The sequence below is a fragment of the Enterobacter sp. Res13-Sevr-PEC09-46 genome (assembly GCF_015672585.1).
GTDB classification, from domain to species: domain Bacteria; phylum Pseudomonadota; class Gammaproteobacteria; order Enterobacterales; family Enterobacteriaceae; genus Enterobacter; species Enterobacter hormaechei_C.
In genome coordinates, this window is the sequence record NZ_JADABR010000020.1 from 313,159 (window position 1) to 327,128 (window position 13,970).

The following is a 13,970-nucleotide window of genomic DNA, read 5'->3' on the forward strand; positions in this document are numbered from 1 at the left end:
CGTGGTAATGATTGCAGTCAGATGGCGCGTATCCTCGCAGATCTGCGCTAACGATGCGACAATTTAATCGGTTCTTCATCGGGCGGCGGATCCGGCATCGGCTGCGGACGTGGGACAGGATCGGGTATCGGCGTCGGATCGGTGGGCACCGGATCGGACTGCCAGGTGTTGAGGCGTTGCAGGGCAAGTAGCATACTCATCTTTTCCTCCAGATTAGGGTGCTGACCCCTAAAGGGTAGACGCAGATAAACAGGAGGCAAAAAAAAAGCCGACTATGAAGTCGGCGTCGTACGAATCAATTGTGCTATGCAGTAATTCAAAAAAAGGAAGTAAGACAATATGGAGCGCAACGCCCATCGCTTGACGTTGCATTCACCTGCGGGAGTAATATTGCACCTAACATGGTCGGAGTTTATTGACTTCGCTCAATTAAAATGTCGTTTTGAAGCCGACTCTGCCTCAGAAAAGCGTAAATTTACAGCCATTTACTACGATGCAACCACCATGCAACACCCCCAATCAAAACCACTAACATGACGCAAAACGTGGTGAAGCCATAGTGATATTCACCGCCGGGGATCCCTCCGAGGTTTACGCCAAACAACCCCGTCAGGAAGGTACTCGGTAAAAAGACCATCGCCATCAACGACATGGTGTACGTTCTCCTGGCTAACGACTCCTGCATCACCTGGGCTATCTCATCCGCCATGACTGCCGTTCTGGCAATACATGAGTCAATCTCGTCCAGTCCACGTCCGAGCCGGTCAGCGATATCCTGCATTCTGCGGCGTTGATCGTCGTTCATCCAGCTCATGCGTTCGCTGGCCAGCCGCGCATAAACGTCGCGCTGAGGGGTCATATAGCGGCGCATCACGATGAGCTGCTTACGCAGCAGCGCCAGAAAACCACGTGGGGGGATTTGCTGATCGAGCAGGTTATCTTCCAGATCGATGATTTTATCGTGAAGTTCTTCTATAAACTCGCTGGCATGATCGGTCAGCGCATCACACACATCCACCAGCCAGCTGCCGCAATCCGTAGGTCCGGTGCCCTCTTTCAGATCGTTAATGACGTCATCCAGCGCCAGCACTTTTCTCTGGCGGGTGGAAACAATCAGCCGTTCATCCATATAAACACGCATTGCCACCAACTGATCCGGACGCTCATCCGTACTGCCGTTTATACAACGCAGCGTAATTAACGTCCCCTCACCCATGCGGCTGACGCGGGGTCTGAGACTTTCTCCCGCCAGCGCATCCCGAACGTTGTTGGGCAGTAGCGGCGTGGACGCGAGCCACTCTGCGCTGTCCGGGTGCGTGTAGTTGAGGTGCAGCCAGCATGGATGTTCGCTGTCGATGTGATCCTGATCTTCAAGCGGCCTTGCGCCGCCTTGTCCATCAAACACCCATGCAAAAACTGCGTCAGGTACGTTAACCTCAGACCCTTTAATGCTCTCCACAGCGCCTCCACCGTTTTATCTCTTTCGGTGTCAGTCTAGCTTTCGCCGAGGGTTAAGCAATAATTATGTGAGGCATCGTCCTGAATACGTTCAGGAATTCACCGCCCATTCGCGGCTTCTTAACGCATTGTCAGTCTGGAACTCATTTTCCAGACGGAAATTACGTGTTCGTGTCTGGAGCTCAATCACCTGATTGCGCAGCACATCTGACGATCCATTGAGTTCCTCAACCATCGACACGTTGCTCTGCGTTACGCGTTCAAGCTCTGATAATGCCTGCGTAATTTGTGAAATACCTTTTTCCTGTTCTGATGTTGAGGCGGATATTTCATCCATCAGTCTGCTCACATTGCCCGAACCGGTAACAATGTCATGCATGTTTTTTTCGGCTTCAGAGACCACGTTAACGCCCTGCGTCACGTTATGGCTGGTAACTTCAATCAATGACTTAATATTTTTTGCCGCTTCGGCGCTACGATGCGCCAGGCTTCTCACCTCACCCGCGACCACAGAAAACCCTTTACCATGGTCGCCCGCTCTTGCCGCTTCAACGGCGGCGTTAAGCGCCAGAATATTGGTCTGAAAAGCGATACCGTCAATCAGCGAGATAATCTCTGTCATTTGCTGGGCGCAGTCGGTAATCGACTGCATATTGTTCGCGACCTGCCCCATTAATTCTCCGCCTTTACGCGCCTGCAACGTCGCGAGATTCGCCTGTTCGCTGGCTAAACGGGTATTGTCGGCATTATTTTTTGTACTTGCAGCCATCTCTTCCATGCTGGCTGCCGTTTGCACCAGCGAAGCTGACTGCTGTTCTGTTTTGACGGAAAGCTGCGCGCTGCGTGAAGAGAGTTGATCTGACAGGGTCATCGCGGTTTGCGAGGAGGCGCGGATCTCACGGACCAGCGTTGCAATGTTGCTGGAGAGACTGTTAATCCCCGGGATCAGGCGTCCCGCACAATTGTTGCCAAATTCAGGTATCGACACGCCAAGTTTGCCTGACGTCACTTCTTCAATACTTTTTTTCACCGTATTGATCGGCGTCACAAGATATTTTGTCATGTACGCCCAAAGCAAAAATAAGGCGATGAATTGTACAATTATGACTGCAATAAAAAGCGAAGAATTTCGTGAAAATAGCGCTATAACTCCATCACTTACCAAAAATACACATAAAAGGAAATAGACAATGAACGTTCTGACACTAATATTTCTTAGCATACGTTTTCCTGGGACATTATATTTTGGTTGGCATTAAGGGTTATAGCATTGCCATACGAATTTGTCCTCACGTTCGTCGCTGGTTTGTTGTTTTGCAGTTTGATTTTCGCAGTTTTACTTAAGGCGGACAAAAAGCATGTTTTACGCTAAATGTCTGGCTTGTCGTTTGGTTGCTGATACCCCTTCAAAAATGGCAATTATATATTTAAGGAGGGGTACTGTAGGGCGCCGTTGTTTAGTGGTGCTTAATAAGTTAACGTAGTTAATGCGCGCTCCTTCCGTTAGGGTGAGTTACGTTCAGGCCAGATAGTCGATAGCCTGGAAAAAACAGTCCTCATTCATGAGAATATTCTCTTTTGCACTTTGATGCCCGCGACGAATATACCAGCCTGTATCAGGCGCCATGCTTAAATGGAATATCCTCGCCCCCGACAGACTATCGGGGACATTAATACTCATCGTCACACACCCCTTCTCCGGCCCCCTGATCACCTGTTCTGGCATAATGGTGACGCTGCGATCCTCATTTTGCAAAATGATCGTCGTAATAGCATAACGACATATACCGCTACTGAGGCTGTAGCCAACCGTACTTAAATCGGTGATATGTTTTTTAGATAAAATTATTTCAATACCAGAACCTTCAAACCATGTAATGATTTGCTGCGCAAGGTCTTCCATCCGCTCGCAAAACGCCCTGACTTCGGCCTCAGCCGTATTAACATAGATCGGTTTGTCCCCGATACTCTGCTGCACTTTCTTAAAAAATCGCTCTCTTGCTGACATGTCAACTCCGTGTTTTTCGCCAGTCTCATTATTCTTTTTGGTGCTTCAGCAGGGCATAGTTGGCAATCAACTGCTGAAGATGCTGTTCGGTCTGGTTTAGCTGCGCTGCTGACACGGGTTGCCCGGCAGGTAAAATGGAAAGCAGACGAAGCTGCTCCTCAAGCGGAACGGTATGGCTGAAGGACTGCGACATGGCAAACACGGCTGATTTCAGTTCACTCACCGTCATGTACTTCCCCTTCTGTTCATCCAGCGCGTTTAGCCTGTTCGTCAACTGCTGTAACTGCGTCATCCCCTGATGCCAGCCATTCAGATCTGACTCTGCAAGTCCGGCAACGCTAATTTGCTTGTGCCACTGTTGTACCAGGGGTTTGGCCTCTTCTGGCCACAGCGTCAGCGCCTGCTGCACCAGACGGTCGCCGTAGCTTACTGCCCAGTCTGGTTTCAGGCGTAAAAGCTGCGCTAACAGTTGCTGTGTCTTGCTGATCCCCGGTTCAGGTGGCGGTGACGTTTGTTGCAGCGCCTGCAACTGTGCTGTAGAGAGTCCTTCAGGTAAAGGAGTCAGGGACGCGGCCAGCTGAGTTTGTACTGAATCTGGCGCATGCATCGTCTGCCATCCCACTGCGACAATGCTGGCTGCCACCAGCATGAACAACATACCCGCAGCAAATGGCTTCCACTGCTTCACGGGTAACAGGGCATCAATATCAATGAACGCGGCAGTAGCGCGTTTACGATCATTCATGTTCTCAGTACCGCAAAGAGTTCAAGTTCAGGCTCGGCGAGCATTCCCGGAACGTAAAACATACAGGTGCCGCTCTGGAACATTTCGATGGCCAGAGGATGAGAGACATCAAGGCTGAAATACTGATTTTCCAGACGTAGTGGAATGGCTGCCGGCACATGGCGCAACGGCATCAGAGGGACGCCCACCCGCGATGAATTGACGATACTCCTGACATGATCGGGACTGCCGACCTTGCACTGGCGCGGGAACTGCTCCTGCAATTGTGCCACCGGCATCGGTGAACGCACGGAGAGGTAATAATCAGCCCCTTCGCGCAGACGTGGATCATGCAGACGGGCCTGCCAGAAGTGAAGCCGGTCATCATGCTCAAGCTCAATTGCCACCACCCGCGACGGCAGGCTGGCTTCCAGAAGATCGCCAAGTAAATCAAACAGCGGCGGGAAGACGTTATTCAGCTGCTCATGCTGCCATGCCGGGATCGCACTGACCTGATGCTCCAGCGAGAATGTCAACAGGCTGCCTGCAAGCCTTGCCAGCTCCGGATAGAGACGCTCAGGCGGGCTTTGCGGGTGGCGCTGAAACTGACCCAGCACGGGCTCAGCACTGTTCAGGGCATTGAGCAGCCAGAACAATGAAACATCGGCTACGGCAAAATCCGCCATGCGCTCATTACTTTCCCGGCGCATGTCCATCAGGCGGCCCAGACGGGCGCGCAGTTGCGTCAACAGTTGCTCCAGCTGGGTCATCAGCCAGCGACTGCCCAGTAACGCCAACAGCGGCGGAAGGTATGTCTCATCAAGTGCCCAGTTCCCCTGCGAATCTTGTTGCAGGCGGGCAACCGGACAGGTCAGGTAATCGCTGTTGTTCTGATGGGCAAATCGCAACGTCAGCTCTGGCCGCATCACTGCAATCTGGCGGGTATCATCGCCAAAAAGGTTGCGGACATCCCGCCAGCGCTGGCGATAGCGAACAGGACGCGCGGCCACCTCATCGGGCTTAAGGCAGTTGCCACCATTCGCGCGCAGCAGCGGAAGAGCCAGAACCACCACCACGTCCTGTGTTTCACTCTCAAGCGCCAGCACCGGTGGCAGGTCGTCAGCATTATCCGTATCGATTAATGTCCCGTCAGGGAACCGGAGGTGCAGATGACGGGCCTGTAGACGGCCCAACTTCAGTACATCCGGTTCGAAAGTGGCATTAATCACCCCCCAGGGATGGGAGAGACCCAGTCGGGCGATACATTCCGCAGACCAGGCCGCATAGGCGGCCTGTTGCTGGAAGTGCTGGGGAGAGACCATCTGGCCCCTGCCCCATAACGGTTGTTCCGTTTTCATGCTTCCTGCCTTACGTTACGCTTTCGCTTTCGGCATCTGGCTCACCAGAGACAGGTTCACATCCATGCCTTCCACCTGGAAGTGCGGTACCGCAAACAGCTTCACGCGGAAGAAACCCGGGTTGTCTTCGATATCTTCCACCACCACCTTCGCGTCACGCAGCGGATGAGAAGCCTGCAACTCATCGCCCGGATCGGTCATTTCCGTCACCAGACTACGCACCCAGGTGTTGAGCTCCAGCTCCAGCAGACGGCGGTCCTTGGTGGTGCCGATGTTCTCGCGCTGGATGAGCTTCAGGTAGTGCGCAATACGCGACAGCAGGAAGATGTACGGCAGACGTGCGTTGATGCGGCTGTTGGCCGTGGCATCCGCAGTGTCATACAGCGCCGGTTTCTGCGCGGAGTTCGCCGAGAAGAAGCAGGCATAGTCGCGGTTTTTGTAATACGAGAGCGGGATAAAGCCGAGGTTGGCGAACTCGAACTCGCGGGTCTCCGGGATCATCACCTCAGACGGGATTTTCACCTGGTTGCCGGTACCCAGATCGTACAGATGAATAGGCAGGTCTTTCACCGCCCCGCCCGCTTGCGGGCCACGGATCTGCACGCACCAGCCGTTATTGATGAAGCTCTTCACCATGTTTGAGGCGAAGGAGAACGAGGCGCTGGTCCACAGGTATTTCTCGTGATCCGGGCCTTTCACCTGCTCAACGTAGTTAAAGCTGCGTACAGGTACGGTGTCCGGGCCATACGGCAGACGCCCCAGCACGCGCGGCATCACGAGGCCGATGTAGCGGGCGTCGTCGGTGTCGCGGAAGGATTTCCACTTGATGTATTCTGCGCGGTCGAAGTAGTTGCCGATATCCTTAATTGCAGCGACCTCTTCCATGGAGTCTTTCAGGAAGAATTTCGGACCGACAGAGCCAATAAACGGCATATGTGCGGCAGCTGACACTTTAGAGATGTTGCGCAGCAGCGCCACATCCTGCGGGCTGGCGTCAAATTCATAGGATGAAATCACGGAGCCAATCGGCTCGCCGCCCGGGGTGTCGTATTCGGCGGTATAGGTGTGCCAGTAGAGGCCGCTCTGGATAAGTTCCGGCGCGTCTTCAAAGTCCTGACGCAGATCTTCTTTCGACACATCCAGAATTTCGGTTTTCACGTTCTGGCGGTAGTCGGTGCTGTCCACCAGCTGCTTCAGGCCGCGCCACAGGGACTCCACCTTCTGGAACTCCTGGTGATGCATTACGGCATCCAGCTGACGACTAATCTGGAAATCCAGCTCAGCGATATGGTGGTCAATCAGCGTTTTGTCGAGCTTCTCCACCGGCTGACCGGATTTGCGGATGCAGTCCATAAACACCTGCATCGCCGCCGTCAGGCGTTCACCCGCCGGAGCGTCAGAAAGCGCGGCGTCATCCAGAAACGCATTGATATCCCCCAGGCTGGAGGCCGGGGTCAGGTTGATTTTTTCAAACAGGGAGGCGTAAACGCCCTCTTTTTCCAGTACGGTGGTCTGCCCCTGCGCGGAGGCGGTTTCAGTATTCACAGACATCAGCATATTCCCGGTTAATCCATTAAATTACACATGCCGCTTATTTCGGGGCCAGTGCACTCATTTCGTCGCGTAATTCCTGAGACAGCGCCGGGTCTTTAAGAATTTTCTCGAGTTCTTTTCTGAAAGTGGCGTTATCAAGGAGATTGGATTTGAGGTCGCGTAATAAATTACGCATGGCCAGCATGGCGCGGAGCTGGGGGATCTGGCGGGCAACCTGTTCAGGTTCGAAATCCTTAATATCGGAGAAATTCAGTTTTATGCTTTCTTCCGAACCATCCCCGGCCATTGTGTTAGGAACCGTCAGATTCACTTCCGGGTTAAATTCCGAAAGTACGCTGTTGAAGTTATTTTTATTGACGTTAATTTTCTCCCTTTCCGATAATGGACGATTCTCTTTTCCATTACTGAAATCACCGACGGTGAGGAGTTTAAGCGGCAGTTCGATTTTCTTCTGCGCGCCACCTGTATGCAGAGCCAGCTTTAAGTTTATGCGTGCCTTGGGCACCTCATTCTGGAATGAATCGGCCATAGCAGTCCCTTTCTTTAAAAGAAATAAATGTTAAGTGAGTGACGTTTCTTTACAAAATCATATTAGAGCAAAAGCCCATTTAAAATCAACTTCTCAGATCAAAGATCTACTATTAGACTTTTCTTAAGAATATTCCACTAAATTATTGTACTCATAAATGCCATACATACATGACATACAGTAAAAATTAACTATTTATTCACATTAATCTGGCAGGAATGACTGCTTAGTTTGGAAATATTGAACTTATTGTTCCATGAGGTTGAATAATTGATTTACATCAATGCATTTATTAACACACCTCGTAACAGCGCAGATAACTAAGGTTTTAATTCAATAAATGGCCTGAATATGAAAAAATCCTGTATCGGACAAATTTAATCTTAAAAACAGTAATGACTATACTGCTACAGGAATGGCGAATAAATGACTACGCGTTTTTCGATAAACGGGAGAAAGAATCTCTCTGAAGATATTCATCATGACAATGAGTGATGGGCGGATATGAAGGGGATATTCGGTATTAACCAGGCTGTAAAATCATACCCCCTGAGAGCGGGCGCTTATGCGGTTAATGGATGTTTACCATAATCACGTAGCGCCCTGACCTCTTTTTAATGCTTTTCAATATACATTGTACGGCTGTACGCAACATCCTCTGGGTTATTTATCGGATAACCTTTAACCCATGGCTTGATGAGACGTCCATTGGTGTACTGATAAATAGGGGCAATCGGTGCTTTCTCGGTGAGGATCTTCTCGGCCATGTTGTAGTCGGCATTACGCGCTTTTTCAGTCGTTTCGAGCGTCGCCTGATGAATAATCTTATCGTAAGCAGGATCGTTGAATCGTGAGATATTCCCGCTGTGGGAGGAGGTCAGCAGCGACAGGAATGTCGACGGCTCGTTGTAGTCCCCTACCCACGATGCACGGATGACGTCAAAATTCCCGGTATTGCGGCTGTCGATGTAGGTTTTCCACTCCTGATTCTGCAACTTAACGTCAACACCCAGATTTTTCTTCCACATGGATGCAACGGCAATCGCGATTTTCTGGTGGTTTTCAGACGTGTTATACAGCAGCGTTAATTTTAGCGGACGCTGAGGGCCATAGCCTGCCGCCTGCAACAACGTTTTCGCCTGCGCATTCAGCTCCTGCTGCGTCATCTGCTCAAATGGCGAGGCTTCCGGCGTAAAACCCGCAGTGACATCGGGAGTAAAATGCCAGGCCGGTTTCTCACCGGTCCCCAGGACTTTCTCCGCCATAATACGTCTGTCGATAGTCATGCTGAGCGAGAGACGTACGCGGGCATCCGCGGTTGGGCCTTTTTGCGTGTTAAACGCGTAGTAATAGGTCCCAAGCTGTGGCGGTGTATATACCTGACCCGGAATATCTTTAAGCAGCTTCTGGTACATGTTTTTCGGAAACGATTCTGTAATATCGATATCGCCCGCCAGATAGCGTTTGGTCGCTGAGGACTCCTGGTTGATGGGCACAAAGGTGACTTTTTTAAGCACCGTCCTGGCGTTATCCCAGTAATGAGAATTCGGCTCAACCACCAGTTTTTCATTCACCACGCGATCTTTCAGCACATACGCACCGTTGCCAATGAGCGCGCCAGGGCGCGTCCATTCCTTACCGCTTTCCACATTGGCCTTTTGAACAGGATAAAACGCGAAATTAGCCGTCAGATTGCTGAACCAGGGCAGCGGTTTGTCCAGCTGCACGCGCAACGTTTTAGCATCCACCGCCGTCACGCCGAGGGTATCCGGAGCAGCTTTGCCGTCGATAATGGCCTGGGCATTGTTAATGCCCGCCAGCGCCGCAAACCAGGCGAAAGGTGACGTTGTTTTAGGATCAACCAGACGACGCCAGCTATAGACAAAATCTTGTGCCGTCACCGGGGTTCCGTCAGACCACTTAGCGTTATCCCGCAACGTGAACGTCCAGACGCGGTTGTCATTGCTCTGCCAGCGCGTCGCCACGCCGGGAACTAACTCCCCTTTTTCGTTCTGATTTACCAGCCCTTCATAGAGGTCGCGGATCACCTGTATCTCGGGCAACCCCACCGCTTTTGCCGGATCGAGCGAAGCGGGCTCATCTTTGATATGTCGAACCAGCTCCTGCTTTTGCGCCAGAACCGTTCCTTCGGGAACCTCCGCGGCATATGAAAGTGAAGAAAGCCCGCACAGCCACAGCGCAGTACAAAGAAGCGAAACAGGATGCTTCATACGATCCCCTTAATGATGTCAGGTAACAGGCAGATGCGTAATTATTTGTTTCGAAACGGAGAAATGCAAATGCTTCCTCCGGAAAGTTGATGTCAGGCAATTTTCCACACACACGGAAACTATTTGATTAAGCGCGGCTTTTGCACAACACTGCCAGAAGTGACTTTATGATCAGGGTTTACTATGGCAACTACCCGACCAAGAACGGAACGCGGCGCCTTCCCGCCCGGGACTGAACATTATGGACGCTCGTTTTTAGGCGCGCCGCTGATCTGGTTTCCGGCACCCGAGGCCGATCGCAATAGCGGCTTAATCATTGCGGGCACGCATGGCGATGAAAACTCGTCTGTCGTGACGCTCTCGTGCGCGCTACGTACGCTGGCCCCCGATTTACGACGTCATCATGTGATTTTGACCGTCAATCCGGACGGTTGTCAGCTTGGATTACGGGCGAATGCACGCGGCGTTGACCTGAACAGGAACTTCCCGGCGGCAAACTGGCGCGCCGGTGAAACGGTGTATCGCTGGAACAGTTCGGCGCAGGAGCGAGATGTTGTCCTGCTCACGGGAGACAAACCCGGTTCCGAACCGGAGACTCAGGCATTGTGCCAGCTTATTCATAAGATCCACCCGGCCTGGGTTGTCTCTTTCCACGATCCCCTCGCCTGTATTGAAGATCCTCGTAATACGGCGCTCGGGCAGTGGCTGGCGGATGCGTTTGCTCTACCTCTGGTGAGCAGCGTTGGCTATGAAACACCCGGGTCGTTTGGCAGCTGGTGCGCAGACCTCAGCCTTCACTGTATCACCGCAGAGTTTCCGCCCATCTCCTCGGATGAAGCGAGCGAAAAATACCTGCGGGCGATGACAGATCTCCTGCGCTGGCAGCCTTAAAGATGAAGTACACCGGAGGTAAAATTCAGGGCGGGTGATACGTCAACCGCCAGCCAGGTTGGGCCGTCAAGATCGGCAAAACGCACGCTGTTCACCAGCGGGAGCGCAGCGCCGATCGCTCTGGACGTGCACAACATGCAGCCCAGCATCAGAGCAAAGCCTTGCGCCTGCGCATCTTGTGCCAGTGCCAGGGCCTCGGTTAATCCACCTGTTTTATCCAGCTTAATGTTCACCATTTCGTAGCGTCCCTCGAGAGCTGACAGGCTCTCACGGGTATGACAGCTTTCATCTGCACAGACGGGAAGCGGATGAATAAAATTCGCCAGGGCGGCATCGTCTTCTGCCGGGAGGGGTTGCTCCAGCATGGCAACGCCCAGATCGGCAAGCAGCTGACAACGGGCTGCCAGCCCTTCGCTATGCCATGATTCGTTCGCATCGACGATAAGAGTGGCATCAGGCACCGCCGCACGAATGGCGACCATGCGTTCGCTAATCAGACGATCGTCGAGCTTCACCTTTAATAATGTTGCACCGGTGGCATACAACGCCTGAGCGCTGGCGGCCATTTGCTCTGGTTCACCGATGACCACCGTTTGCGCGGAGACGATCGATTGCGGCAGCGTAACGTCCAGCAGCGCAGGCAGCGGTTTTTGTTGTTTCGCCGCTTCCAGACTCCAGAGTGCGCAGTCAATCGCGTTGCGTGCCGCGCCGGCCGGCAACCGAAGCTGAAGAGCCTCGCGCGTCAGACCCGCCTGCAACTCGGGCACCACCGTCATAATTTGCGCCATGACTGACGCCAGGCTTTCTCCGTAGCGAGGATAAGGGGTACATTCCCCGACGCCTTTTACGCCGTCCTCTTCACATACAACCACGACCACACAGGCCTCATTACGGCTGCCACGCGAGATCACAAACGGGGTGTGCAATGGCCAGGCTTCTTCATAGACCTTAACGCTTCTCATCACTGACTCCTTGCAGGCCGGAAAGGCAGAAAATTGGTTTGCCGTGCTAACTGCGGATGACATACACTAGCCACGACGTTAACTATTTGTAAACAGGAAGATATCTATGTCACAACTCGTTCATTTCCAGGGCAACCCGGTTGCTGTTGCAGGTTCCATCCCACAGTCTGGCAGCAAAGCACAGCCTTTTACTCTGGTGGCTAAAGATCTGTCTGACGTCACGCTGAGCCAGTTTGCTGGCAAACGTAAAGTCCTGAACATTTTCCCAAGCATCGATACTGGCGTTTGCGCTGCATCAGTGCGTAAATTCAACCAGCTGGCGACCGAAATGAACAACACCGTAGTGCTGTGCATTTCTGCTGACCTGCCGTTTGCCCAGTCCCGCTTCTGCGGCGCTGAAGGCCTGAGCAACGTCATCACCCTTTCCACTCTGCGCAGCCCGGATTTCCTGGAAAAATACGGTGTTGCCATCTCCGAAGGCGCGCTGAAAGGTCTGGCTGCTCGTGCGGTGCTGGTGATCGACGAAAACGACAACGTTGTTTTCAGTGAGCTGGTTAACGAAATCACTACCGAACCGGATTACACCGCTGCACTTGAGGCGCTTAAAGCCTAAACGTAAAAAAGCCTCTGCAAAGAGGCTTTTTTATTTATTCGTCACCCTTCTTCTGATTTAACCCATACTCGCGCAGCTTATTCGCAATCGCGGTATGAGACACCCCAAGACGTTTAGCCAGCTTGCGCGTGCTCGGATAGCTGCGATAAAGCTGCGTTAACACCGAACGCTCGAAACGGCTGGTGATGTCATCCAGCGAGCCTTCCATTGCCTCTTCGCCTACCGAGACCGTCCCGGCATCGTAATCCGGCAACAGAATATCCTGAGGGCGCAGTTCATACCCTTCAAGCTGAGTTAATGCGCGATAGACCGCATTTTTAAGCTGACGAATATTGCCCGGCCAGCCGTAACGCGTCAGCACGGTGCCCAGGTCGGCAGAGAGCTTCGGACGCGGCACGCCCTGCTCGTCGGCAAAACGGGCCACGAACAGTTCTGTCAACGGCATGATGTCCTGCGGGCAATCGCGCAGCGGCGGAATATTGAGCGTCAGAACGTTGAGACGATAGTAGAGATCTTCGCGGAATACCCCTTTCTGCACCAGCTCCACCAGGTTTTTCTGGGTGACGCAGATGACGCGCACATCCACGTGTACTTCATGATCTTCCCCCACACGGCGGAACGTGCCGTCATTGAGAAAACGCAGCAGTTTCGCCTGCATGCGTGGCGACATTTCGCCAATCTCGTCCAGCAACACCGAGCCGCCGTTCGCCTGCTCAAAGAAGCCTTTTTTGCCTTCCGGCGCATGCCCGAACAGCTCACTTTCCACCGCATCTTCAGGAATAGAGGCGCAGTTCAGCGCCAGATACGGTTTTGCCGCACGCGGGCTGGCCATGTGCACAGCATGCGCCAGCAGATCTTTCCCCGTACCGGTATCCCCGGTAATCAGCAGCGGCGCCGTAAGATTTGCCAGCTTGCGCGCCTGGTCGATTACATGACGCATCTTCGGGCTCACCGCAATAATCTGGCTGAATGCGCCGACGTCCTGGCTGGAAAGATTCTGTAACTGGCGTCCCATGCGCACCGTGGAGCGCAGCATGATCACCGCGCCGGTGAGCACCCGCGCGGCATTTTCCCCTTTCAGGTAGACCGGCGTGATCTCCATCAGGAAATTCTGTCCGTTGATAACGACGTGCTCGCTATGGGTATTTTGCGGGTTGCTGTCCAGCCAGCGCTGGAAATTAAACCCGGTAATCAGTTGCGTGGCGTGGTGCCCGATAAGTTTTTCCTGAGTCTGCGCAAACAGCTGGCAGCTGGCCTGGTTAACGCGCTCGACTTTATTTTTCAGATCGAGAGAGAGAAACGGCTCCGGCATTGCTTCCAGCAGCGCGCTCAGCGCAAGATGTTCCCGCTCGGACGGCATCCAGGGGATGGTGCGTACATCCGTAACGCCAGCGATACGGCGGATTTCCGCCATCAGGCTACTGAAGGTATTAAATTCAATTTCGGCAAAATTGAGGTAAATTCGCCCGACAGGGTCGATCTCTATGCCACGTAAATCAATGCTACGTAAAACAAGAAGATCGAGTAACTCCCGGGTCAGACCGAGACGGTCCTCACAAAAGACTTCCAGACGCATGGGAAATTCACCGTTTAAGCCAATAACAGTAAAATGATATGTCAGATAACGGTATTCGGGAAGGTG

13 protein-coding genes are annotated in these 13,970 nt (G+C 52.7%); 2 read left to right on the forward strand and 11 right to left on the reverse strand.

Annotation, left to right across the window (positions count from 1 at the left end):
* Positions 1-47: 47 nt before the first annotated feature.
* From IMQ56_RS15125 to IMQ56_RS15165, 9 genes are all read right to left on the reverse strand, one after another.
* Positions 48-200, reverse strand: coding sequence for a hypothetical protein (locus tag IMQ56_RS15125; protein WP_015570430.1), 153 nt, complete (start codon positions 198-200; stop codon positions 48-50).
* A 275-nt stretch (positions 201-475) separates the two neighbouring features.
* Entirely contained in the window at positions 476-1,459 is a 984-nt protein-coding gene (zntB, locus tag IMQ56_RS15130; protein ID WP_017382256.1) for a zinc transporter ZntB, read from the reverse strand.
* Between the two features lie 90 nt (positions 1,460-1,549).
* Entirely contained in the window at positions 1,550-2,680 is a 1,131-nt protein-coding gene (locus tag IMQ56_RS15135) for a methyl-accepting chemotaxis protein (RefSeq protein ID WP_080345944.1), read from the reverse strand.
* A gap of 297 nt (positions 2,681-2,977) precedes the next feature.
* On the reverse strand, positions 2,978-3,466 hold the full coding sequence (locus tag IMQ56_RS15140) for a hypothetical protein (protein ID WP_047726583.1): 489 nt from the start codon (positions 3,464-3,466) through the stop codon (positions 2,978-2,980).
* Positions 3,467-3,494: 28 nt separating this feature from the next.
* Positions 3,495-4,211, reverse strand: coding sequence for a VasL domain-containing protein (locus tag IMQ56_RS15145; protein ID WP_230326213.1), 717 nt, complete (start codon positions 4,209-4,211; stop codon positions 3,495-3,497).
* Complete coding sequence (tssK, locus tag IMQ56_RS15150) at positions 4,208-5,548, reverse strand: type VI secretion system baseplate subunit TssK (protein WP_015570415.1); 1,341 nt, start codon at positions 5,546-5,548, stop codon at positions 4,208-4,210. The genes IMQ56_RS15145 and tssK overlap by 4 nt, the downstream gene beginning before the upstream one ends.
* A 15-nt stretch (positions 5,549-5,563) precedes the next feature.
* Positions 5,564-7,099, reverse strand: coding sequence for a type VI secretion system contractile sheath large subunit (gene tssC / locus IMQ56_RS15155; RefSeq protein ID WP_023324775.1), 1,536 nt, complete (start codon positions 7,097-7,099; stop codon positions 5,564-5,566).
* A 40-nt stretch (positions 7,100-7,139) separates the two neighbouring features.
* Entirely contained in the window at positions 7,140-7,631 is a 492-nt protein-coding gene (gene tssB, locus IMQ56_RS15160) for a type VI secretion system contractile sheath small subunit (protein WP_003856899.1), read from the reverse strand.
* A gap of 614 nt (positions 7,632-8,245) precedes the next feature.
* On the reverse strand, positions 8,246-9,862 hold the full coding sequence (locus IMQ56_RS15165; RefSeq protein WP_196063945.1) for a peptide ABC transporter substrate-binding protein: 1,617 nt from the start codon (positions 9,860-9,862) through the stop codon (positions 8,246-8,248).
* 183 nt (positions 9,863-10,045) lie between these two features.
* Between IMQ56_RS15165 and mpaA the strand changes: the two genes are divergently transcribed.
* A complete protein-coding gene (gene mpaA, locus IMQ56_RS15170) occupies positions 10,046-10,753 on the forward strand; it encodes a murein tripeptide amidase MpaA (RefSeq protein WP_039270648.1) in 708 nt (235 codons plus the stop codon).
* Here mpaA and ycjG read toward each other — a convergent pair.
* The gene (gene ycjG, locus IMQ56_RS15175; protein WP_196063944.1) at positions 10,750-11,715 is read right to left on the reverse strand and encodes an L-Ala-D/L-Glu epimerase; all 966 of its coding nucleotides are present in this window, start codon (positions 11,713-11,715) and stop codon (positions 10,750-10,752) included. The two genes, mpaA and ycjG, sit on opposite strands and share 4 nt — an antisense overlap.
* Positions 11,716-11,821: 106 nt before the next feature.
* On the opposite strand from ycjG, the gene tpx reads away from it, so the two are divergent.
* Positions 11,822-12,328 (forward strand): thiol peroxidase, encoded by a 507-nt coding sequence (gene tpx / locus IMQ56_RS15180; protein ID WP_015570410.1) that lies wholly within the window; start codon positions 11,822-11,824, stop codon positions 12,326-12,328.
* Between the two features lie 34 nt (positions 12,329-12,362).
* On the opposite strand, the gene tyrR is transcribed toward tpx, so the two are convergent.
* Positions 12,363-13,904: a transcriptional regulator TyrR gene (gene tyrR / locus IMQ56_RS15185; RefSeq protein ID WP_063157711.1), complete on the reverse strand. Its 1,542-nt coding sequence runs from the start codon at positions 13,902-13,904 to the stop codon at positions 12,363-12,365.
* Between the last annotated feature and the right edge of the window lie 66 nt (positions 13,905-13,970).